Origin of the sequence: Pseudomonas sp. SWRI111 (genome assembly GCF_014268555.1) — a bacterium.
Taxonomy (GTDB): domain Bacteria; phylum Pseudomonadota; class Gammaproteobacteria; order Pseudomonadales; family Pseudomonadaceae; genus Aquipseudomonas; species Aquipseudomonas hamedanensis.
Window position 1 is genome coordinate 1 of sequence record NZ_JABWQQ010000018.1, and the last position, 21,186, is coordinate 21,186.

At 58.2% G+C, this 21,186-nt stretch carries 21 protein-coding genes and 1 pseudogene; 13 read left to right on the plus strand and 9 right to left on the minus strand.

Features of this window, described 5'->3' with window-relative positions; all coding sequences use genetic code 11:
• Positions 1 to 3,091: M10 family metallopeptidase (locus HU755_RS19685; RefSeq protein WP_186635707.1), on the minus strand; the 3,091-nt coding region annotated here is incomplete at its 3' end.
• Between the two features lie 201 nt (positions 3,092 to 3,292).
• Here HU755_RS19685 and HU755_RS19690 point away from each other — a divergent pair.
• Both HU755_RS19690 and HU755_RS19695 read left to right on the plus strand, forming a co-directional pair.
• Positions 3,293 to 3,937, plus strand: a complete 645-nt coding sequence (locus tag HU755_RS19690) for an MBL fold metallo-hydrolase (protein ID WP_186635710.1) — start codon at positions 3,293 to 3,295, stop codon at positions 3,935 to 3,937.
• A 117-nt stretch (positions 3,938 to 4,054) separates the two neighbouring features.
• Entirely contained in the window at positions 4,055 to 4,789 is a 735-nt protein-coding gene (locus tag HU755_RS19695; RefSeq protein ID WP_090286156.1) for an OmpA family protein, read from the plus strand.
• A 224-nt stretch (positions 4,790 to 5,013) separates the two neighbouring features.
• Here HU755_RS19695 and HU755_RS19700 read toward each other — a convergent pair whose 3' ends face one another.
• Positions 5,014 to 5,448 (minus strand): YhcB family protein, encoded by a 435-nt coding sequence (locus HU755_RS19700; RefSeq protein ID WP_016773251.1) that lies wholly within the window; start codon positions 5,446 to 5,448, stop codon positions 5,014 to 5,016.
• 144 nt (positions 5,449 to 5,592) lie between these two features.
• Between HU755_RS19700 and HU755_RS19705 the strand changes: the two genes are divergently transcribed.
• The 3 genes from HU755_RS19705 (at position 5,593) to zapE (ending at position 8,787) form a co-directional block, all read left to right on the plus strand.
• Entirely contained in the window at positions 5,593 to 6,222 is a 630-nt protein-coding gene (locus HU755_RS19705; protein ID WP_186635880.1) for an alpha/beta hydrolase, read from the plus strand.
• A gap of 24 nt (positions 6,223 to 6,246) precedes the next feature.
• Entirely contained in the window at positions 6,247 to 7,602 is a 1,356-nt protein-coding gene (locus HU755_RS19710) for a tryptophan--tRNA ligase (RefSeq protein ID WP_186635713.1), read from the plus strand.
• A gap of 90 nt (positions 7,603 to 7,692) precedes the next feature.
• Positions 7,693 to 8,787, plus strand: coding sequence for a cell division protein ZapE (gene zapE / locus HU755_RS19715; RefSeq protein ID WP_186635716.1), 1,095 nt, complete (start codon positions 7,693 to 7,695; stop codon positions 8,785 to 8,787).
• 72 nt (positions 8,788 to 8,859) lie between these two features.
• Here the strand turns inward: zapE and HU755_RS27805 are convergent.
• Both HU755_RS27805 and HU755_RS19720 read right to left on the minus strand, forming a co-directional pair.
• Positions 8,860 to 8,949 (minus strand): annotated as a pseudogene (locus HU755_RS27805) (metal ABC transporter ATP-binding protein); the annotation flags it as partial.
• A 24-nt stretch (positions 8,950 to 8,973) separates the two neighbouring features.
• Entirely contained in the window at positions 8,974 to 9,870 is an 897-nt protein-coding gene (locus tag HU755_RS19720) for a GlxA family transcriptional regulator (protein ID WP_186549152.1), read from the minus strand.
• A 251-nt stretch (positions 9,871 to 10,121) separates the two neighbouring features.
• Here HU755_RS19720 and HU755_RS19725 point away from each other — a divergent pair, with 251 nt between their 5' ends.
• On the plus strand, positions 10,122 to 11,258 hold the full coding sequence (locus HU755_RS19725) for an acyl-CoA dehydrogenase family protein (RefSeq protein ID WP_186548984.1): 1,137 nt from the start codon (positions 10,122 to 10,124) through the stop codon (positions 11,256 to 11,258).
• A 104-nt stretch (positions 11,259 to 11,362) separates the two neighbouring features.
• Here HU755_RS19725 and HU755_RS19730 read toward each other — a convergent pair whose 3' ends face one another.
• A complete protein-coding gene (locus tag HU755_RS19730) occupies positions 11,363 to 12,403 on the minus strand; it encodes an NADP(H)-dependent aldo-keto reductase (protein ID WP_186635719.1) in 1,041 nt (346 codons plus the stop codon).
• 244 nt (positions 12,404 to 12,647) lie between these two features.
• Here HU755_RS19730 and rplM point away from each other — a divergent pair, with 244 nt between their 5' ends.
• The 7 genes from rplM to HU755_RS19765 all read left to right on the plus strand — a co-directional run bounded on the left by rplM (position 12,648) and on the right by HU755_RS19765 (position 17,533).
• Positions 12,648 to 13,076, plus strand: coding sequence for a 50S ribosomal protein L13 (gene rplM / locus HU755_RS19735; RefSeq protein WP_007917032.1), 429 nt, complete (start codon positions 12,648 to 12,650; stop codon positions 13,074 to 13,076).
• Positions 13,077 to 13,090: 14 nt separating this feature from the next.
• Positions 13,091 to 13,483 (plus strand): 30S ribosomal protein S9, encoded by a 393-nt coding sequence (rpsI, locus tag HU755_RS19740; RefSeq protein WP_003228056.1) that lies wholly within the window; start codon positions 13,091 to 13,093, stop codon positions 13,481 to 13,483.
• Between the two features lie 272 nt (positions 13,484 to 13,755).
• The gene (gene petA / locus HU755_RS19745; RefSeq protein WP_007917031.1) at positions 13,756 to 14,349 is read left to right on the plus strand and encodes a ubiquinol-cytochrome c reductase iron-sulfur subunit; all 594 of its coding nucleotides are present in this window, start codon (positions 13,756 to 13,758) and stop codon (positions 14,347 to 14,349) included.
• Positions 14,349 to 15,560, plus strand: a complete 1,212-nt coding sequence (locus HU755_RS19750) for a cytochrome bc complex cytochrome b subunit (RefSeq protein ID WP_186548989.1) — start codon at positions 14,349 to 14,351, stop codon at positions 15,558 to 15,560. Before petA ends, HU755_RS19750 begins: the two co-directional genes overlap by 1 nt.
• Positions 15,560 to 16,342 (plus strand): cytochrome c1, encoded by a 783-nt coding sequence (locus HU755_RS19755; protein WP_186635722.1) that lies wholly within the window; start codon positions 15,560 to 15,562, stop codon positions 16,340 to 16,342. The genes HU755_RS19750 and HU755_RS19755 overlap by 1 nt, the downstream gene beginning before the upstream one ends.
• 146 nt (positions 16,343 to 16,488) lie before the next feature.
• Positions 16,489 to 17,106 carry a glutathione S-transferase N-terminal domain-containing protein gene (locus HU755_RS19760; RefSeq protein WP_186530436.1) on the plus strand — a complete coding sequence of 206 codons (618 nt, stop codon included), beginning with the start codon at positions 16,489 to 16,491 and terminating at the stop codon, positions 17,104 to 17,106.
• A 16-nt stretch (positions 17,107 to 17,122) separates the two neighbouring features.
• Positions 17,123 to 17,533, plus strand: coding sequence for a ClpXP protease specificity-enhancing factor (locus tag HU755_RS19765; protein WP_186548993.1), 411 nt, complete (start codon positions 17,123 to 17,125; stop codon positions 17,531 to 17,533).
• Between the two features lie 76 nt (positions 17,534 to 17,609).
• Here the strand turns inward: HU755_RS19765 and HU755_RS19770 are convergent, their stop codons facing one another.
• From HU755_RS19770 to HU755_RS19785, 4 genes are all read right to left on the minus strand, one after another.
• Positions 17,610 to 18,188, minus strand: a complete 579-nt coding sequence (locus HU755_RS19770) for a BON domain-containing protein (RefSeq protein ID WP_186548995.1) — start codon at positions 18,186 to 18,188, stop codon at positions 17,610 to 17,612.
• Positions 18,185 to 18,778: a phosphoheptose isomerase gene (locus HU755_RS19775; RefSeq protein WP_008082788.1), complete on the minus strand. Its 594-nt coding sequence runs from the start codon at positions 18,776 to 18,778 to the stop codon at positions 18,185 to 18,187. Before HU755_RS19775 ends, HU755_RS19770 begins: the two co-directional genes overlap by 4 nt.
• A gap of 104 nt (positions 18,779 to 18,882) precedes the next feature.
• A complete protein-coding gene (locus HU755_RS19780) occupies positions 18,883 to 19,245 on the minus strand; it encodes a YraN family protein (protein ID WP_186635726.1) in 363 nt (120 codons plus the stop codon).
• Complete coding sequence (locus tag HU755_RS19785; protein WP_186635729.1) at positions 19,245 to 21,056, minus strand: penicillin-binding protein activator; 1,812 nt, start codon at positions 21,054 to 21,056, stop codon at positions 19,245 to 19,247. The genes HU755_RS19780 and HU755_RS19785 overlap by 1 nt, the downstream gene beginning before the upstream one ends.
• Positions 21,057 to 21,186: the final 130 nt, after the last annotated feature.

The following is a 21,186-nucleotide window of genomic DNA, read 5'->3' on the forward strand; positions in this document are numbered from 1 at the left end:
TGTCGACATGGTAGGTGTCATTGCCCAGGCCGCCGGTCATGGTGTCGGCACCGAGGCCGCCGTCGAGGACGTTGTTGGCATTGTTACCGGTGAGGACGTTGTTCAGGTTGTTGCCGGTAGCATTAAGGCTGGCCGAACCGAGCAGCGTCAGGTTCTCCAGATTGGCGCCCAGGGTGTAGGAGACCGACGCCATGACGGTGTCGATTTCATTGGCCAGGGTGCTGGTCTCGACAATCACATCGTTGACGTTGTCGACATGGTAGGTGTCATTGCCCAGGCCGCCGGTCATGGTGTCAGCGCCGAGGCCGCCGTCGAGGATGTTGTTATCGGCGTTGCCGACGATAATATTGTTCAGTGCATTACCGATTACTGTAAACTCACCCTTTCCGGTCACCAGCACGTTTTCAACGTTTTGCAGATTGGCCTGACGCAGGTCGACCTCGTTTTGTGCCAGATTGGATGTGAAGGTAATGTTCAGAACATCGGAACCTTCATCAGCGTTCTCGACCAGCCGATCCAGTTCCCAGTAGTTGTCAATGTTGTAAATGTCATCCCCGGCACCGCCAATCAGGGTATCGATACCCAGCCCCCCGAACATGACGTTATTGCCGGCGTTGCCGGTCAGCACGTTGTTCTGGTTGTTGCCATACGCATTGATGTTAGCGGTGCCGGTGAGGGTGAGGTTTTCAACGTTGCTGCCCAACGTGTAGCTGATGGAGGTCAGCGCTGTATCGATACCATTGGTTTGCTGGTCGCTTTCGATAATGACGTCCAGAGCATTATCAATGATGTACGTATCGTCCCCTGCACCGCCGATCATCGTGTCGACGCCAACGCCGCCGTCGAGGACGTTGTTGCCGCTATTGCCGGTAAGGGTATTGTTCAGCGTGTTGCCAGTACCATTGATATTCGCCGAACCGAGCAGTGCCAGGTTTTCGAGGTTGGTGCCCAACGTGTAATTGATCGACGTCATCACGGTGTCGATTTCGTTGGCAGAGGTGTTTTGCTCAACGACGATGTCATCGACATTGTCGACGTAGTAGGTGTCGTTGCCCAATCCGCCTGTCAGGGTGTCTGCACCGGTACCACCATCGAGAATATTGTCGCCGATGTTACCGGTGAGCGTGTTGTTCAAGGCATTTCCGGTCAGGGCAAGTGCGCCGGTACCTGACAACAGACCGTCTTCGATATTAGCCGACAAGGTGTAGCTCACCGCCGCCTTGATCAGGTCGTGACCTTCATCTGCCAGTTCTACAACCGAGTCACCGATGTTGTCGACGATATAGATGTCATTACCGCTGCCACCACTCAACGTATCGCTGCCGGCACCACCGTCGAGCTGGTCATCGCCTGCGCCACCCTGCAGGGTATTGTTCGCCGTATTACCGACCATGATGTTGTCGAGGTCGTTGCCAATGACGGTGAAAGCCCCGGAACCCGTCAACAAAACGTTTTCAACATTGGCCAGACTGTTTTGAGACAGGTCGACAATACTCGTTTGTGCATTCGCGGTGAAGGCTATGTTCAGTACATCGGCGCCTTCGCCGACCTTTTCCACGAGCACTGCCAATTCTTCAAACTGGTCGACATTGTAAATGTCGTTGCCCGCGCCGCCGATCATGATATCCATACCGGCACCCCCAAAAAGGGTGTTATTGCCGGTGTTGCCGATCAGGACATTGTTGAGTTCATTGCCGCGGGCATTTGTGTTGTCGGTGCCGGTCAGCGTAAGGTTTTCAACGTTGGCGCTGAGTATGTAGCTGACAGAGGCATAAACGCTGTCGATCTCGGTCGTCAGAGTGCCGGTTTCGATGATCAAGTCTTGGCTGTTGTAGACCAGGTAGGTGTCGTTGCCCAGGCCTCCGATCATCGTGTCGACGCCCCAGACGCCATCAATGAGGTTGTTTCCGTTATTACCTACGAGCGTGTTGTCGAGCGTGTTACCGGTCAAGTTCAGGTCGGCCCATCCGGTAACGGCCAGATTTTCAAGGTTGTCACCCAAGGTATATGTGATCGATGAGACGACTGTGTCGATTCCCGCTCCTGCGATTTCGACGACAGTATCCCCAGCGTTATCCACGTAATAGGTGTCATCGCCGTTTCCGCCCTCCATCGCGTCCGCACCGGCCATACCCTGAAGGGTATTGTCCAGATCGTTGCCGATCAGTGTGTCGTTGAACGCAGACCCAATGGCATTTTCGATCTTGGCACCAATGGCAATCGCCAAGCCATCATTCACGGAGGTGTTGTTGTTCAGATCAGTAAACGCTTTGCCGATCTGACTGTAGCTACCCTCGTTCAGATTGATGGTGACAGCCGCAAGCTGGTTGCTGCCATCAATGATGTCGTTGCCTCCCGCGTCCCAGATCGTTTCGAAAATAGACTGATTGGCGCCCCATTTGTAAACCGTGTCGCCTGCCTGCCAGGACATGTTGGCGCCGTACAGACTCTGGATCGCAACGATGTCCAGCACCATCGGCGTTGTCGGTAGATAGGAATAGTTGTTGTTGTAACTCATCACCGTAAAATGCACATCATCCAGCGATGGATTCAGCAGAGTATTGTTGGTTGCACTTGTATCAAAAGGGTGCTTGAGTCCCAGCGCGTGGCCGATTTCATGAACGAATGTCAAGAAATCATACGTGCCGTTGACAGGGTTCGGATCGTTGGTTTGCATGCCCACCCAGACGTCGCCGGCGACGGGGAGGTTGTCAGGAAAGTAGGCCCAGGCGGCAGTCTGGTTGTCCATCAACCGGTAACCGCCAAAGCGCAGGTCGCCAACATTGGTGATGGTGTCGCTGGTCAGCGTGAAGGTGAGGTTGGCAACAGCACTCCATGTGCCCAGCGCATTAGTGATCGCCGTCTTTTGTGCAGTCGTCAGTTCATACAGAGCGTTATATTCATTTAACGGACTATAGTCAGTGGCAAAATACGACGTACCCGGCGCCATGAAGCTGTAGCTGAGCTTTGTTTCCCCGGCGAATGGCCAGTTTGGTCCCAACCAGTAATTACCGGCAATAAGGCTGTCGACAATAGCATTGCCGGTCAGAGTGGCGGGTAAGGCGAAGGTGTAGCTCAAAGGCGTTGGCATGGAGTATTTCCTGAGTGCGCTGCGATCCTTCCTGAATGCGACCGCTACAAAAAAAGGCGATTTTGCACCATTGATTGTAATTTGACATCATTTGGCCACCACTTTCTGATTGGTGGCGTCAGATTCCTGACTTAGCGCCATGTATCGGCTCTTGCAGTAGAATACTGAGCAAAATGTCACTGCCGTCCGTCGAGGATGCTTATGTCTACTCCGTCTCTTTCACTCATCCGTGAAACCTTCCCCGTCGGCCCTTTGCAGTGCAACTGCACCATCATCGGCGACCCCCTCAGCAAAAAAGCCATCGTCGTCGACCCGGGCGGCAACCCTGACCTGATCATGGCGCGCCTTGATGCCCATGGTCTGAAAGTCGTCAGCATCATCCACACCCACGCGCATCTCGATCACTTCCTCGCTTCCGGGCAAATGAAAGAAAAAACCGGCGCAACCCTGCATCTGCACAAGGAAGACCAGTTCCTCTGGGACAACCTCGAGATGCAATGCAAGATGTTTGGTGTGCCGTACACCCCGGTGCCAGCGCCGGACCGCTGGCTGAGCGACGATGAAGAACTGGCCTGCGGCTGCGGCGTGGCGCTGCACACGCCGGGGCATACACCGGGCTCCATGAGCTTTTGGTTTTCCGAGGCTAAGCTGTTGATAGCCGGCGACACGCTGTTTCGTCGCGGAGTAGGGCGCACGGATTTGTGGGGCGGCGATCAAGCCACCATTGTGCGTTCGATCAAGCAGCGGTTGTACACGCTGGACGAGGACGCAACCGTCGTGACCGGGCATGGTCCCGATACGCGTCTGGGTGATGAGATGCGCGAAAACCCGTTTGTGCGGGCTTAAAAATTTCGTCATGAGTGTCGCGCGGAATTTTTGCGCATTGTCATGATCCAACGCCCGCGCAGGTCCATTAGCCAAGTGGCCGCTGCACCATAGAATGCAAAAAACCAGGAGCTCTCCATGTTCACCACGCGTCGTTTGATTATTGTCGCTACTGCCGTGGCCTTGCTGTCCGGCTGCGCCTCGCCCAACCCGTATGACAATCAGGGTCAGGCCGACGGTGGCTCGCAAGGCATGAGCAAAACCGCCAAATACGGCGGCCTCGGTGCGCTGGCCGGTGCACTCGCCGGCGCCGCCATCGGCCACGACAACCGTGGCAAGGGCGCCCTGATCGGTGCGGCTGTCGTCGGTGCCTCCGCTGCCGGTTACGGCTATTACGCTGACCAGCAGGAAAAGAAACTGCGCGCGAGCATGGCCAACACCGGTGTTGAAGTGCAGCGTCAGGGCGATCAGATCAAGCTGATCATGCCGGGCAACATCACCTTCGCCACGGATTCGGCGAACATTGCCCCGAGCTTCTACCAGCCGCTGAACAACCTGGCCAACTCGCTGAAAGAGTTCAACCAGAACCAGATCGAAATCGTCGGCTACACCGACAGCACCGGCAGCCGCCAGCACAACATGGATCTGTCTCAGCGTCGGGCACAGAGCGTGGCGACCTACCTGACCTCGCAAGGCGTCAGCGGTGCCAACCTGTCGGCCCGTGGTGCCGGTCCGGATAATCCGATTGCCAGCAACGGTGACGTCAATGGCCGCGCGCAAAATCGTCGCGTCGAGGTCAACCTGAAGGCGATTCCGGGCCAGCAGTATGGTGGTCAACAGCAACAGCCGGGTACGGTTCAGCAGTATCCGTAAGCGATTGTCTGAATGAAGAAATGCCCGGTCCTGTGATCGGGCATTTTTTTATGTTGTCGCTGCCGGCGTCATCGCGAGCAGGCTCACTCCTACAGGGGAACGCATTTCAAACTGTAGGAGTGAGCCTGCTCGCGATGAGGGCCTGACATGCACCGAAGAACCAGGCACAAAAAAGCCCCCTGACGACACACTTGTCCGGGGGCTTTTTTATCAGCGAAGGCTGCTTACTTCTTCAAACCATAATGCTCATCGAGCATACCCGGTGAGTTCGGGCTCTTCGGTGCGTAGTCACGCGGCGGTTCCTGATCGCGCGGTGGCGTCAGGCGTTCGCGCGGTGCCTGCGCGGCGTCGGCGTGCAGGGCGGCGATGAGGCGCTGGCGGGTCTGCTCGTCCAGGGCCAGACGGTTGGCGCCCTCGGCGAGATGATCCTGCACTTCCTGATAACTCTGGGTCAGCTTCTTGACCAGCATCGCCGTGCTGTTGAAGTGGGTGACCACCTCGTTTTGATAACTGTCGAAACGCTCCTGGATATCATCCAGTTGACGCTGCGTACGGCTCGGTGCGGCGTTCGGCGCAACGCGCGCGATCAGGAATCCAATGGCGACACCCACAACCAGGGCAAGAGTCGGTAACAACCAAACTAAGAGCGAGTGTTCCACGAGTCCTTCCTCTATAAACGGCTTTGCTTTACGTTAACGGCTCGAACCTGCGCTGTATACCGCGATTCACTCGCAATAGATTGGCACAGACAATTTGCTAGACGAGTCGACCCGATTCGAGGTCACGGAGTTCCTCCCTTGCTGATGCGTGAAACCCCTGTAGTAATTGACGGCCCAGTCGGGCAAATCGAGGCTTTGTACCTGGAGACTGAGCAGCCACGCGGCATCGCGCTGATCTGCCATCCGAACCCGGTGCAAGGCGGCACCATGCTCAACAAGGTCGTCTCGACCCTGCAGCGCACCGCGCGCGACGCAGGACTGATCACCTTGCGCTTCAACTATCGCGGCGTCGGCGCCAGCCAAGGCACGCACGACATGGGCAGTGGTGAAGTCGATGACGCCCAGGCCGCCGCTGCCTGGCTGCGGGAAAAACACCCCGACTTGCCGCTGACCCTGTTCGGTTTCTCCTTCGGCGGATTTGTTGCAGCAAGTCTCGGCGGCCGTCTCGAAGCGCAAGGCGTGCAGCTTGAGCACTTGTTCATGGTCGCCCCGGCGGTGATGCGTCTGGGCGAGCAGGATCAACTGCCGCTACGAGGCAAGCTGACGGTGATCCAGCCAGAAACCGACGAAGTCATCGATCCGCAGTTGGTCTATGACTGGTCGGAAAAACTCCAGCGCCCCCATGAGCTGCTGAAAGTGGCAGAATGCGGACACTTTTTTCACGGCAAGCTGACTGATCTCAAGGATCTTCTGCTGCCGCGTCTCTCGAATTGATTGCAGTCTGACAAGCGATTACCCATGACCAACCGTACCCGCATTCTCACCGGCATCACTACCACTGGCACGCCGCATTTGGGCAACTACGCCGGCGCCATCCGCCCGGCGATTCTCGCCAGCCGCGACAGCAATGCCGACTCGTTCTACTTCCTGGCCGACTACCACGCCCTGATCAAATGCGATGACCCGCTGCGCATCCAGCGCTCGCGTCTGGAAATCGCCGCGACCTGGCTGGCCGGTGGCCTCGATGTCGATCGCGTGACCTTCTACCGCCAGTCGGATATCCCGGAAATCCCCGAGTTGACCTGGCTGCTGACCTGCGTTGCTGCCAAGGGCCTGCTCAACCGTGCGCACGCCTACAAGGCGTCGGTGGACAAGAACGTTGAAACCGGTGAAGACCCGGATGCCGGTATCACCATGGGCCTCTACAGCTACCCGGTGCTGATGGCGGCGGACATCCTGATGTTCAACGCGCACAAGGTGCCGGTTGGTCGTGATCAGATTCAGCACGTCGAGATGGCGCGTGACATTGGCCAGCGCTTCAACCATCTGTTCGGCCAGGGCAAGGAGTTCTTCACCATGCCCGAAGCGCTGATCGAGGAAAGCGTGGCGACCTTGCCGGGCCTTGACGGTCGCAAGATGTCCAAGAGCTACGACAACACCATCCCGTTGTTCTCCAGTGCCAAGGAAATGAAGGACGCGATCTCGCGGATCGTCACCGATTCCAAGGCCCCGGGCGAAGCGAAAGATCCGGACAACTCGCACCTGTTCACTCTGTTCCAGGCCTTCGCCACTGCGGCGCAGTCCGACGAGTTCCGCAGCGAACTGCTCGGCGGTCTGGGCTGGGGCGAGGCAAAGAATCGCCTGTTCCAGTTGCTCGATCACCAATTGGGCGAGGCTCGCGAGAAGTATCACCAGTTGATCGAGCGTCCGGCGGATCTGGAAGATATCCTGCAACACGGTGCGAAAAAGGCCCGCGCCGTGGCGACGCCATTTCTCAACGAACTGCGCGAAGCCGTTGGCCTGCGTTCTTTCGTCAATCAGGTGCAGGTCGCCGCGACCACCAAAAAGAAAGCCGCGAAAGCCGCACGTTTCGTCAGCTTCCGTGAAGACGATGGCAGCTTCCGTTTCCGTCTGCTGGCGGCCGATGGCGAGCAACTGCTGCTGTCGCGCAACTTCGCCGACGGTAAAACTGCCGGGCAGGCGACCAAGCAACTGCAATCTGGGCAACCTTTGGACGTACGCAGCGCAGGCCTGAATTTCAGTGTCTGGCTGGAAGGCGAGTGCATCGGCGACAGCCCGGTTTTTGCCGACGCTGACGCGCGTGACGCCGCCATCGAGGCGCTGCGCATCGCCCTGACCCCGGCTCAGGACTAAACGGCGGCACGACCCGACCAAGGGCCGATTGCCATTCCCACAGGCCGTCGCTACAGTGACGGCCCGTTTTTGTTGCCTTGCTAACGAATTATGACGCCCCTAGAACGATATCAAGCTGATCTGAAACGCCCGGATTTCTTCCATGACGCCGCGCAGGAAACTGCGGTGCGTCACTTGCAGCGTCTGTACGACGACTTGATCGCCGCCGACCAGAACAAGCCGGGCCTGCTGAGCAAGCTGTTCGGCAAAAAAGATCAGGCGCCGGTCAAGGGCCTGTATTTCTGGGGCGGCGTCGGTCGCGGCAAGACTTACCTGGTCGACACCTTCTTCGAAGCGCTGCCGTTCAAGGAAAAGACCCGCACCCACTTCCACCGCTTCATGAAGCGTGTGCACGAAGAAATGAAAACCCTCGGCGGCGAGAAAAACCCGCTGACCATCATCGCCAAGCGTTTTGCCGCCGAGTCGCGGGTGATCTGCTTCGATGAATTCTTCGTCTCCGATATCACCGACGCGATGATCCTCGGCACGCTGATGGAAGAGCTGTTCAAGAACGGCGTGACCCTCGTCGCGACCTCGAACATCGTTCCGGACGGCTTGTACAAGGATGGCCTGCAACGCGCGCGGTTCCTGCCGGCCATCGCGCTGATCAAGCAGAACACCGAGATCGTCAACGTCGACAGCGGCGTCGACTACCGTTTGCGTCACCTCGAGCAAGCGGAGCTGTTCCACTATCCGCTCGACGAAGCCGCTCACGAAAGCCTGCGCAAGAGCTTCCGCGCGCTGACGCCGGAGTGCACCGCTGCCGTCGAGAATGACGTGCTGATCATCGAAAACCGCGAAATTCGCGCGTTGCGCACCTGCGATGACGTGGCCTGGTTCGACTTCCGCGAATTGTGCGACGGTCCACGCAGCCAGAACGACTACATCGAGCTGGGCAAGATCTTCCACGCCGTGCTGCTCAGCGGCGTCGAGCAGATGAGCGTCACCACCGACGACATCGCCCGTCGCTTCATCAACATGGTCGACGAGTTCTACGATCGCAACGTCAAGCTGATCATTTCTGCTGAAGTCGAGCTGAAGGATCTGTACACCGGCGGACGCCTGACGTTCGAGTTTCAGCGCACGCTGAGTCGGTTGCTGGAGATGCAATCCCACGAGTTTCTGTCTCGGGCGCACAAGCCTTAAGCGGAGTTTCGGCAAAGAAAAAGGGCCTGCGATTGCAGGCCCTTTTTTATATTTTGAATTCACCTCAAAACCCTGTGGGAGCGAGCTTGCTCGCGAAAGCGGTGTGTCATTCAGTGTTGAATTCGACTGATGCACTGCCTTCGCGAGCAAGCCCGCTCCCACAGGGGATCTCTGTGTAGTTCGAAACTAGGCAGCCTGCTGAAACTGCTGCCGATACTGGTTCGGCGACAGTTCAGTGTGCTGGCGGAACAGCCGCGCAAAGAAGCTCGCATCGTCGTAACCGACTTCATAACTGATGGTCTTGATGCTCTTGCGCGTGCCGGACAACAATCCCTTGGCCGTCTCGATGCGCAGTCGTTGCAGGTAGTGCAGCGGCTTGTCGCCGGTGGCGGTCTGGAAGCGGCGCATGAAGTTGCGGATGCTCATGCCATGCTCGCGGGCGACGTCTTCAAAGCGGAACTTGTCGGCGAAATGCTCTTCGAGCCAGTGCTGGATCTGCAGGATGATCACGTCCTGGTGCAGCTTCTGCCCGCCGAAACCGATGCGGCCCGGCGAATAGCTGCGCTGCACTTCGTAAAGGATGTCGCGGGCCACGGCTTGCGCCACGTTCGAGCCGCAGAAGCGTTCGATCAGATAAATGTACAGGTCGCAGGCCGAGGTGGTGCCGCCCGCGCAGTAGAGATTGTCGGCATCGGTGAGGTGCTTGTCCTGATTCAGGTACACCTTGGGGAAGCGTTCGGCGAAGGCGTTGAAGAAGCGCCAGTAGGTGGTGGCTTCCTTACCGTTGAGCAACCCGGCCTCGGCCAGCCAGAACACTCCAGTCGCTTCTCCGCATAGCACCGCGCCGCGCGCGTGTTGTTCGCGCAGCCACGGCAGGACTTGGGGGTAACGGGCGCACAGCGTATCGAAATCGTCCCAGAACGCCGGGAGGATGATCACATCGGCGTTTTCCAGGCCGCCATCGACCGGCATGATCACATCGCTGAAGCTCTTCACCGGTTTGCCATCGGGACTGACCAGGCGCGTTTCGAATGCCGGTGTCAGGCCATGGCCCAGTTGCTTGCCATAACGCAGGCTGGCCACATGGAAGAAATCCTTGGCTTGCATGAGGGTGTAAGCGAATACCCGGTCAATGGCCAGGATGCTGACGCGCCGTAGGGGCGGGGAGACTTGCTTGGACATAATTCAACTTTTTGTTTTGTTTTTATAAGGGAAAGTGGTCACCAGACGGCTGGATCGTCTTATTTTTTGTCGGATGTGTCCAGTGTCCTGTAGCACAAGCCAGGCTTAGTCTCTGAAGGTCGTATTCCTTCAACAAGAAAGACAGGTGCCGCATGATCCCCAGAACCTTGTTCAGCCCCGAGCACGAATTGTTTCGCGACAGCGTACGAACATTCCTCGAAAAAGAGGCGGTGCCGTTCCACGGGCAATGGGAAAAGCAGGGGCATATCGATCGCCAGCTCTGGAACAAGGCGGGGGAGGCGGGGATGCTCTGCTCGCATCTGCCGGAGGAGTACGGCGGGCTGGGCGCCGATTTCCTGTACAGCACCGTGGTGATTGAAGAGGTCGGTCGCCTGGGCTTGACCGGTATCGGTTTTTCGCTGCACTCGGATATCGTCGCGCCGTACATCCTGCATTACGGCAGCGAGGCGCTGAAGCACAAATACCTGCCGAAACTGGTTTCCGGGGAGATGGTCACCGCCATTGCCATGACCGAGCCGGGCGCCGGATCCGACTTGCAAGGGGTGAAAACCACGGCGGTGCTGGACGGTGACGAGTACGTGATCAACGGTTCGAAAACCTTTATCACCAACGGCTTTCTCGCCGATCTGGTGATCGTGGTGGCCAAGACCGACCCGAAGGCCGGCGCCAAGGGCACTAGCCTGTTTCTGGTGGAGGCGAATACGCCCGGCTTCGAGAAGGGCAAACGCCTGGAGAAAGTCGGAATGAAGGCGCAGGACACGTCGGAATTGTTCTTTCAGGACGTGCGCGTGCCGAAGGAAAACCTGTTGGGGCAGGCGGGAGCCGGGTTTGCCTACCTGATGCAGGAATTACCACAAGAGCGCCTGACGGTGGCCATCGGCGGGTTGGCCTCGGCGGAAGCGGCGTTGCAATGGACGCTGGATTACACCCGTGATCGCAAGGCGTTCGGCAAGGCGATTGCCGACTTTCAGAACACCCGATTCAAATTGGCCGAGATGGCTACAGAGATTCAGATCGGCCGGGTCTTTGTTGATCGCTGCCTGGAACTGCATCTGCAAGGCAAACTCGACGTGCCGACGGCGGCGATGGCCAAATATTGGGGTACAGACCTGCAATGCAAAGTGCTCGACGAATGCGTGCAACTGCATGGCGGCTACGGCTTCATGTGGGAATACCCGGTGGCCCGGGCGTGGGCGGATGCACGGGTGCAGCGGATTTATGCCGGGACCAATGAAATCATGAAAGAGATCATTGCGCGTTCGCTTTAATTTGGGGGGACTATCAGACCGCTATCGCGAGCAGGCTCACTCCTACAGGGGAACGCATTCCAAATGTAGGAGTGAGCCTGCTCGCGATCGGTTTTATGGATCAATCAGGGGGCAGGATTCGGATGATCCTTGTGAATCGCCTCGATCCCGGCCAGCACTTCATCGGAAAGCTTCAGATCAAAACTGGCAATGTTGCTGTCCAGTTGCGCAAGCGTTGTCGCGCCAATGATGTTGCTGGTCACGAACGGTTGCTGCGTAACAAACGCCAGAGCCATTTGCGCCGGATCCAGGCCGTGTTCACGGGCCAGCGCGACATAACGGCTGCATGCCGCTTCCGATTGCGCGTTGAAATAGCGGCTGAAGCGGCTGTAGAGGCTCAGGCGGCCTTTCGGTGGGCGGGCTCCGCCTTCGTACTTGCCCGACAGGAAGCCGAACGCCAGTGGTGAATAGGCGAGCAGGCCGCATTGTTCACGGATGGCGATTTCCGCCAGTCCGATTTCAAAGCTGCGGTTGAGCAGGTTGTACGGGTTCTGGATCGACACCGCCCGGGGCCAGCCGCGGGCTTCAGCCAGGGCGAGAAAACGCATGGTGCCCCATGGCGTCTCGTTGGACAGACCGATATGGCGGATTTTGCCGGCCTTCACTTGTTCGTCGAGGGCTTCGAGGGTGTCTTCGAGCGGGGTGAGGTTGGCTTCGACCTTGTGCTTGTAGCCCAGCTGTCCGAAAAAATTGGTGCTGCGCTCCGGCCAGTGCAACTGGTACAGGTCGATGTAATCGGTCTGCAGGCGCTTGAGGCTGGCGTCCAGCGCTTCGGTGATGTGCTGGCGGTTGTGGCGCAGGTTCTTGTCGCGGATGTAGTCGATGGTGTTGCCGGGACCGGCGATCTTGCTGGCGAGAATCCAGTCGGCACGGTCGCCGCGGCTTTTGAAGTAATTGCCGATATAACGCTCGGTGGTGGCGTAGGTTTCGGCTTTTGGTGGCACCGGGTACATCTCGGCGGTGTCGAGGAAATTGATCCCGGCCTCTTTGGCCCTTTCGATCTGGGCGAAGGCTTCAGCTTCAGTGTTTTGCTCGCCCCAGGTCATGGTGCCGAGGCAGATTGCACTCACGTTCAGGTCGGTACGGCCTAGCTGGCGATAGTCCATCGGGTGCTCCTTGGGCAAAACAATCATAAAAGCAGGTTGAAAAATTTTTCGCAATCTGCATAATTGCCGACCTCTTTCTGCAGTGGAAGTGATGCGCCGCCGCCGAAGAATCTTGCCGTTGAACGGACGCGCCGACCCGAGCCCCCGAAAGCGTCTGTATCCGGCTGCCTTTGACTTGTCAAAGTACGCACTATTCAGTAAGATCCGCCGTCTAATTTACAGGCGGCCCCTGAGGCTATAAAGAATGAAAACTTTTACTGCTAAACCGGAAACAGTAAAGCGCGACTGGTTTGTCGTCGACGCTGCTGGTCAGACCCTGGGTCGTCTGGCCACCGAAATCGCGAGCCGTCTGCGTGGCAAGCACAAGCCTGAGTACACTCCTCACGTTGACACCGGCGACTACATCGTCGTCATCAACGCCGAGCAGATCCGTGTTACCGGCGCTAAAACCACTGACAAAATGTACTACTCCCACTCCGGTTTCCCGGGCGGCATCAAGTCGATCAACTTTGAAAAGCTGATCGCCAAAGCCCCTGAGCGCGTGATCGAGACCGCGGTTAAAGGCATGCTGCCTAAAAACCCGCTGGGTCGCGACATGTACCGTAAGCTGAAAGTCTATGCGGGCGCTGCACACCCTCATACTGCTCAGCAGCCCCAAGAACTGAAGTTTTAACGGAATAGTACATTATGTCGGCGACTCAAAATTACGGCACTGGCCGTCGCAAGACCGCAACCGCACGCGTTTTCCTGCGTCCGGGTACTGGTAACATCTCCATCAACAACCGTTCGCTGGATAACTTCTTCGGCCGCGAAACTGCCCGCATGGTAGTTCGTCAGCCGCTGGAGCTGACCGAGACTGTCGAGAAATTCGACATCTACGTCACCGTGATCGGCGGTGGTGTAAGTGGTCAGGCTGGCGCAATCCGCCACGGCATCACTCGCGCTCTGATGGACTACGACGAAACCCTGCGTAGCGCTCTGCGCAAAGCTGGCTTCGTTACCCGCGACGCCCGTGAAGTTGAACGTAAGAAAGTGGGTCTGCGTAAAGCGCGTAAGCGTCCGCAGTACTCGAAGCGTTAATTCCGCTTCCACGTTCAAAAAAGAACGCCCGATTCCTCACGGAAGCGGGCGTTTTTTTATGCCTGCGATTTATCAAAGAATTGCGTTGTGACAACTTGCCACATCCGTAGACCCCCTATACTCCAAGGCTTGAGGGGGTTAGCCCCGGGTAATTAACCTTGTCAGAATTGGGGGTTTTCATTACCATTCGGGCAAAATTTTTATAAGTAACATTTGATTTATTTAGTAGACGCCTGATTTAACAGGCCAAAAAGCTGATGGGAGAGGACTGAATGAGCAATGACGGCGTGAATGCAGGCCGGCGTCGCTTCTTGGTAGCAGCCACATCCGTGGTGGGTGCTGCAGGAGCGGTGGGGGCTGCGGTCCCGTTCGTGGGGTCATGGTTTCCCAGTGCCAAGGCGAAAGCCGCCGGTGCACCGGTGAAAGTGAATGTCAGCAAAATCGAGCCAGGACAGCAGATGATTGCTGAATGGCGCGGCCAGCCGGTGTTCATTGTCCGCCGTACCGAGGAAATCCTGGGGAATCTCAAGAAGATCGAAGGCCAGCTCTCCGATCCGACTTCCAAAAACTCCACGCAACCCACCTATGTCGACCCTGAAGTGCGCTCGATCAAGCCGGAAATTCTGCTGCTGATCGGGATCTGCACGCACCTGGGTTGCTCACCGACCTTCCGTCCCGAAGTGGCACCTGCGGATCTGGGCAAAGACTGGGTAGGCGGGTATTTCTGCCCGTGCCACGGTTCCCATTACGATCTGGCTGGCCGCGTCTACAAGTCGCAACCTGCGCCTTTGAACCTGCCAGTTCCCCCGCATTCCTATGAGACCGATGACCTGATTGTCATCGGCGTCGATACGGAGAAAGCGTGATGAGCAAGTTCATGGATTGGGTTGATGCGCGCTTTCCCGCGACCAAAATGTGGGAAGACCATCTCAGCAAATATTACGCGCCAAAAAACTTCAACTTCTTCTACTTCTTTGGTTCCCTGGCGCTGCTGGTGCTGGTCAACCAGATCGTCACCGGTGTCTGGCTGACGATGAGCTACACGCCGTCGGCAGAAGAAGCCTTCGCTTCCGTCGAATACATCATGCGCGACGTCGAGTACGGTTCGATCCTGCGGCTGCTGCACTCGACCGGCGCCTCGGCGTTCTTCATCGTGGTCTATCTGCACATGTTCCGTGGCCTGCTTTACGGTTCGTACCAGAAGCCGCGTGAGCTGGTCTGGGTGTTCGGCATGCTGATTTATCTGGCTCTGATGGCCGAAGCGTTCATGGGTTACCTGCTGCCGTGGGGGCAAATGTCCTACTGGGGCGCGCAGGTGATCATCTCGCTGTTCGGCGCGATTCCGCTGATCGGCGATGACCTGACCCAGTGGATTCGTGGTGACTACCTGATCTCCGGAATCACCCTGAACCGCTTCTTTGCCTTGCACGTCGTGGCGCTGCCGATCGTGATTCTCGGACTGGTGGTGTTGCACATTCTGGCGCTGCACGAAGTGGGTTCGAACAACCCTGACGGCGTCGACATCAAGAAGCACAAGGACGAAAACGGCATCCCGCTGGACGGCATCGCCTTCCACCCGTACTACACGGTGAAAGACATTGTCGGCGTCGTGGTGTTCCTGTTCATCTTCTGCTTCATTGTGTTCTTCTTCCCGGAAATGGGTGGCTATTTCCTCGAAAAACCCAACTTTGAGCCGGCTAACCCGTTCAAGACGCCTGAGCATATCGCCCCGGTCTGGTACTTCACACCGTTCTACGCAATCCTGCGCGCGGTGCCGGACAAGCTCCTTGGCGTGATCGCCATGGGCGCGGCGATTGCCGTGCTGTTTGTGCTGCCTTGGCTGGATCGCAGTCCGGTCAAGTCGATGCGCTACAAAGGCTGGCTGAGCAAAATCTGGCTGGTGGTGTTCTGCATTTCGTTCGTGATCCTCGGCGTTCTGGGTGTGCTCGCCCCGACACCGGGCCGCACGCTGCTGTCGCAGGTCTGCACCTTCCTGTACTTCGCCTACTTCATTCTGATGCCGTTCTACACCCGGCTCGAGAAGACCAAACCGGTTCCGGAAAGGGTGACTGGCTGATGAAAAAGTTATTTTTTGCTCTGATTTTTGCTGCGCTGCCTGCCCTCGCTTTTGCTGCCGGGGGCCACGGTCCGGAATTGGAAAGTGTCGACATCGACGTCTCCGACAAAGCCGCCTTGCAGGATGGTGCGCGGACCTTTGCCAACTATTGCATGGGGTGCCACAGCGCCAAGTTCCAGCGTTACGAGCGAGTCGCCGATGACCTCGGCATCCCGCACGAGTTGATGCTGGAGAAGCTGGTATTCACGGGCGCCAAGATCGGCGATCACATGAACATCGGCATGCAGCCGAACGACGCCAAGACCTGGTTCGGTGCGGCGCCGCCGGACCTGACTCTGGTGGCTCGCGTGCGTGGCACTGACTGGTTGTACGGTTACCTGAAGTCGTTCTACGAAGACCCGGCACGTCCGTGGGGCGTGAACAACAAGGTCTTCCCGAACGTCGGCATGCCTAACGTGCTGGTCGGCCTGCAGGGTCGTCAGGTCATCGGTTGCAAACAGGTGCAGATCGTTGAGGACGGCAAGAAGCAATATGATCCGCTGACCGGCACGCCGCTGACCCATGAAGCGTGCGATCAGTTGACCATCGTGCCGAAATCCGGTGCTCTGAACGAAGAGCAGTTCGATGAGAAGGTCAAGAATCTGGTAACCTTCCTGGCTTACTCGGCTAACCCGGTTAAGCTGCAACATCAGCGCATCGGTACTTATGTCTTGCTGTACCTGGCGTTCTTCTTTGTGTTCGCCTACCTGCTCAAGCGTGAATACTGGAAAGACGTGCACTGATACGCTTCAAGCATTGCTGTTAATCGCGCGCGCCCAAGGGCGCCTCCGCTAAAGCAGGGTCTGCTCAGTCAGACCCCGCGGGAGGTGCCCTCTGGGCGCGCGCGTTTTTCCGGTTCCGACAATTTCAACAAGCGAGGAGGATCGCCATGGGCGTGACCAATCGGTTGGCCTGTTACTCCGACCCCGCCGACCACTATTCCCACCGAGTGCGCATCGTGCTTGCAGAGAAGGGTGTCAGCGCAGAGATCATTTATGTGGAAGCTGGTCGTCAGCCGCCTAAACTGATTGAAGTGAACCCTTACGGCAGTCTGCCCACGCTGGTCGATCGTGACCTGGCGTTGTGGGAGTCGACCGTGGTGATGGAATATCTGGATGAGCGTTACCCGCACCCGCCGCTGTTGCCGGTTTATCCGGTGGCGCGTGCCAATAGCCGTCTGCTGATTCACAGGATTCAGCGTGACTGGTGCGGGCTGGTGGATCTGATTCTGGATCCTAAAAGCAAAGAGGCCGCGCGGGTCGTGGCACGCAAGGAATTGCGCGAAAGCCTGACGGGCGTTTCGCCGCTGTTTGCCGACAAACCGTTCTTCCTCAGTGAGGAACAAAGTCTGGTGGATTGCTGCCTATTACCCATACTCTGGCGTTTGCCGATTATGGGTATTGAACTGCCGCGGCCGGCCAAGCCGCTGCTTGATTATATGGAGCGCCAGTTTGCGCGTGAGGCATTCCAGGCGAGTCTGTCTGGTGTCGAACGCGATATGCGCTAAGGCTTAAGGAGCCGCTATGAACTCCAGTCGACCTTATCTGGTCCGCGCGCTCTACGAGTGGATTGTGGATAACGATTGCACCCCGCACATGCTGGTCAATGCCGAGTACCCGGCAGTGCAGGTGCCGCAGGGTTTCGCCAGCGACGGGCAGATTGTCCTGAACATCTCGCCCAGTGCCGTGCGTCATCTGCACATGGACAACGACGTGGTGACCTTTGAAGGTCGCTTCGGTGGTGTCCCGCACAGCCTGTACGTGCCGATCAGCGCGATCCTGGGTATCTACGCCCGGGAGAATGGTCAGGGCATGGTGTTTGATCTTGAGTCGCCGCTGGACGACGAGGAAGAGATCGATCCGGACGATCTGCCGCCACCCGACAGCGAGCCACCGCGGCCAAGCGGCCGGCCAAGCCTGAAGGTTGTGAAGTAATAAAAAAGGCGATCCGAATGGATCGCCTTTTTTATTACGTAGGAGCTGACGAGTGCACAGCTCCTACGCAATCAGGTCAGTCGATGTACTCGAACAGCTTCACGATCTTCTGCACGCCGGAAACACCCTGAACCAGATTGGTCGCCTGGGCGGCTTCCTGTTTGGTCAGCAGGCCCAGCAGGTAGACGATGCCGTTTTCGGTAATGACTTTGATGCGCGAGCCAGGAATGCTCGCGTCGGTGAGCATCTGCGTCTTGATCTTGGTGGTCAGCCACGCGTCGTTCTGGCGGGCCAGCAAGGAGGATGGTTGCAGCACTTGCAGCTCGTTGTGCACCTTCTTTACGCGCTGGACGTTGGCGGCAGCCTGTTCCGCCTTGGCCTTGAGGTCTTCGCGCGGGGTCTGGCCGGCCAGCAGCACGACGCCGTTGAAACTGGTGACGACAATGTGCGAATCGTTATCCAGGGCCGGATCGGCCTTCGCCACGTTCACACCGACTTTGGTTTCGATCAACGAATCGTCGATCTTGCTGCCGAAGGTGCGCGTGCCGCGGTCGTCTTCGATCGGCGCTTCACGGCTGGCGTTCACCACCGAGGTGCAGCCGCTGATGCCGAGGCACAGGGTCAAGGCCAGAAGGCCAAGGCGATTAGGGGTCATTCTTCACTCCCGAACAGTTGGCTGTCGATCAGATCGCAGAGGCAATGGATCGCCAGCAAGTGGACTTCTTGAATACGTGCAGTGACATTGGCCGGTACGCGAATCTCGACGTCCTCGGGCAACAGCAGCGACGCCATGCCGCCGCCATCGCGTCCGGTCAAAGCTACGACAATCATTTCGCGATCATGTGCGGCCTGGATCGCTTGAATAATGTTCGCCGAGTTGCCGCTGGTCGAAATCGCCAGCAGGACATCGCCCGGCTGACCCAGTGCGCGAATCTGTTTGGAGAACACTTCGTTGTAGCTGTAGTCGTTGGCGATCGAGGTGATCGTCGAGGTGTCGGTGGTCAGGGCAATCGCCGGCAGGCTCGGGCGTTCGCGCTCGAAGCGGTTCAGCAGCTCCGAAGAAAAGTGCTGGGCGTCGCCGGCGGAGCCACCGTTGCCGCACGAAAGCATTTTGCCTTCGTTGAGCAGGGCGTTGACCATGATCTGGCTGGCTTGCTCGATGTGCGGTGCAAGTACGTCCATCGCCTGTTGCTTGGTGTCGATACTGGCCTGGAAAAGCTGGCGAATTCGGGATTGCATGTCCATCTGTGTGACCTTAAGTAGCGCGGCTGTCCGGCACATGAATGTGCAGCCCGCAAAGCAAAGAGCAAAATTTATCGGTGGGATTGTCCGGGACGCAGCGCAGACGATCAACTGTCGAAAGCATTCTGCAGCCAGTTCAACTGATCCGGATGGCTGTCGATGGCCACCACGTCGAAGCGGCAGGGGGCGTTGGCCCAACGCGTCTCGCGCTGAAGAAAATACTGCGCAGCGAGAATCAGCTTCTGCTGCTTGCGCCCATCGATGCTAGCGAGCGCGCCACCCCATTGGGTGTCTTTCCTGTAACGAACTTCAACGAATACTACTGTATCGCCATCAAGCATGACCAGATCAAGCTCGCCGCGTTTGCATAACCAGTTCTGCGCCAGCAGGCGCAGACCGTGTTGTTGCAGATGCTCGAGCGCCTGGCGCTCGGCATCCTTGCCGCTTTGCGAGCGTGACCTGTCGGGCATCAGCGTGGGGTGTCCGGCAGGCGCTGAACCTGGCCGCTGACGAACTGCGCCCAAGGCAACTGACGCACAACACGCTGGGTCTGGGTCATGCCGAGGCTGCCCGACTGACCTTCGATGCGGCTGTCCGGCAGGGCTTTGAGCTGGCCCAGGCGCGGTGCCAGGCGATACGCATCGGCGCCCATCGCATACAGGCGGCCGAGACTGCCGGCAGCCTGTGGCCATTGCGCGACGACTTGCTGGCGCAGCGGGTCGCTGGTTTCAAGCAACCATGGGGTTTCGCAGAAGCGAATGCCGGTCATGTCGTTGTACTGGTTAACGTCGCCACTGGCGCTGTACACATGGGAGGTCGCATAGACCGGAACGTCACCTGCGTACTGGAAGTTCAGGGTTGGCTTGATCTGCTGGGCCTGTTGCGGCGTCGCGGCAAGGAAGATGAACTCGATGTCCTGGCGACGCGAAGGCTGCGCGGCAACGTTGGTGCCGGCGGCATTCTGCAGGCTCTTGGCGCGGGCTTCGCTCTGGCGCAGCTGGAACATGTCGGCGATCTGCTGGGCCAGTTGCACTGGCTGATCGACACGTTCGGTGGCAACGATGCTGCCACCATTGGCTTGCCAGTCCTGGCTGAACGCACGCAATACGCGGTCGCCCCATTCGCCTTTCGGCACCATGATCGCGGCGCGGTGCAGGCCGTCGGCGCGGGCGCGGCGCGAGACTTCGCGGGCTTCGTCCTCCGCGGCAAGACCGAACTGGAACAGTTGCGCAGGGCCCTGATCGCCTTCGCTGTAGTTCAGCGCAAGGGTGGTGATCGGCAGTTGCGGACGGGTGCTCAGTTGTTTGACCAGAGGTTTTTCCAGCGGACCGACCACCAGTTGCACACCGTCAGCCTGGGCCTTGCGGTAGAACTCATCCATCGAAGTCAGTTTCGAGCTGTCATAGAACTCGATGGCAGGCGGCTTTTGTCCGGCCTGTTGCGCCTGATAGTGCGCGGCCATGAAACCTTCGCGCAGCGCTTTGCCGACAGCGGCCAGTTGGCCGTCCTGCGGCAGCAGCAGGGCGATTTTGCTCAGCGGCTGGCTGGCCAGCTCCTTGAGTTTGGTCAGCGGCAGCGGCAGATTGATTGCGGCCGGGTGCTTTGGATTCTGTGCGCGCCAGGTGTCGATTGCGGCTTGCTGCTGTTCCAGCGTGCCGGCAGTTTTCACCGCTTGCGCCAGCGCCATCCAGCCACCGAGGTCATCGGTCGCGTTCGGTTGCAGTTGATCGGTCGGCAGTGAAGCGATCAGGGTCCAGATCGCTTCGTGGTTCTTGCTTGCGGCTTCGCCTTCGAGCATTGGCGCGATGAACACTCGCTCGCGTGCGGCGGCCAGGGTCTGGCCGTCGGCTTCCAGGGCGCGGGCACGAACGGTGCCGGTGCGCACTTGTTGCTCTTCAGGCATCTCGCCCAATTGTTGCAGGCTTGGATGGCTCAGGGCGGTCAGCGCGGCTTTCGGCTGGTTGCGCGTCATCGCCAGTTCGGCGGACAGTGTGTTGGCGAAAATCTGCTGGCCGGGCTTGAGTTGCTCCATCGGCACTTGTTGCAGGATTTGCGCGGACTGCCCGGCGTTGCCCTGGCGATAAGCCAGGTCTGCCGCGCTCAGGCGCAACAGGGCGGCTTTTTCCGGGGTTTTCGCCTGGCCAGCCTGTTCGAGCAGCTGCTCGATGCTGGCGTCCGGGGTCCGTGGAAGTTCGCCAAGGCTGGAGGAAGGGGAGCTGGCACACGCCGCCAACAAGGCAGCGAGGCAGAGGGCAGTGAACAGCCGCAGGCAAGCGATCATGTAAGTGTTCCTGATACTCGATCAAATTAGCGTGGAATTGTACCCAAGCACTGGCCGGGGCGCGATGTTACTGGCGTGAATCGATCAATTTAGCTGGCGCAAAGGGTGTCGCGCCGCACAACGGTGTGAA

Bases quoted from the DNA above. Each gene is read 5' to 3' on its own strand.
- HU755_RS19690 (WP_186635710.1), top strand. From the start codon at position 3,293: ATGTCTACTCCGTCTCTTTCACTCATCCGTGAAACCTTCCCCGTCGGC.
- HU755_RS19695 (WP_090286156.1), top strand. From the start codon at position 4,055: ATGTTCACCACGCGTCGTTTGATTATTGTCGCTACTGCCGTGGCCTTG.
- HU755_RS19705 (WP_186635880.1), top strand. From the start codon at position 5,593: ATGCGTGAAACCCCTGTAGTAATTGACGGCCCAGTCGGGCAAATCGAG.
- HU755_RS19710 (WP_186635713.1), top strand. From the start codon at position 6,247: ATGACCAACCGTACCCGCATTCTCACCGGCATCACTACCACTGGCACG.
- zapE (WP_186635716.1), top strand. From the start codon at position 7,693: ATGACGCCCCTAGAACGATATCAAGCTGATCTGAAACGCCCGGATTTC.
- HU755_RS19725 (WP_186548984.1), top strand. From the start codon at position 10,122: ATGATCCCCAGAACCTTGTTCAGCCCCGAGCACGAATTGTTTCGCGAC.
- HU755_RS19730 (WP_186635719.1), bottom strand. From the start codon at position 12,403: ATGGACTATCGCCAGCTAGGCCGTACCGACCTGAACGTGAGTGCAATC.
- rplM (WP_007917032.1), top strand. From the start codon at position 12,648: ATGAAAACTTTTACTGCTAAACCGGAAACAGTAAAGCGCGACTGGTTT.
- rpsI (WP_003228056.1), top strand. From the start codon at position 13,091: ATGTCGGCGACTCAAAATTACGGCACTGGCCGTCGCAAGACCGCAACC.
- petA (WP_007917031.1), top strand. From the start codon at position 13,756: ATGAGCAATGACGGCGTGAATGCAGGCCGGCGTCGCTTCTTGGTAGCA.
- HU755_RS19750 (WP_186548989.1), top strand. From the start codon at position 14,349: ATGAGCAAGTTCATGGATTGGGTTGATGCGCGCTTTCCCGCGACCAAA.
- HU755_RS19755 (WP_186635722.1), top strand. From the start codon at position 15,560: ATGAAAAAGTTATTTTTTGCTCTGATTTTTGCTGCGCTGCCTGCCCTC.
- HU755_RS19760 (WP_186530436.1), top strand. From the start codon at position 16,489: ATGGGCGTGACCAATCGGTTGGCCTGTTACTCCGACCCCGCCGACCAC.
- HU755_RS19765 (WP_186548993.1), top strand. From the start codon at position 17,123: ATGAACTCCAGTCGACCTTATCTGGTCCGCGCGCTCTACGAGTGGATT.
- HU755_RS19770 (WP_186548995.1), bottom strand. From the start codon at position 18,188: ATGACCCCTAATCGCCTTGGCCTTCTGGCCTTGACCCTGTGCCTCGGC.
- HU755_RS19775 (WP_008082788.1), bottom strand. From the start codon at position 18,778: ATGGACATGCAATCCCGAATTCGCCAGCTTTTCCAGGCCAGTATCGAC.
- HU755_RS19780 (WP_186635726.1), bottom strand. From the start codon at position 19,245: ATGCCCGACAGGTCACGCTCGCAAAGCGGCAAGGATGCCGAGCGCCAG.
- HU755_RS19785 (WP_186635729.1), bottom strand. From the start codon at position 21,056: ATGATCGCTTGCCTGCGGCTGTTCACTGCCCTCTGCCTCGCTGCCTTG.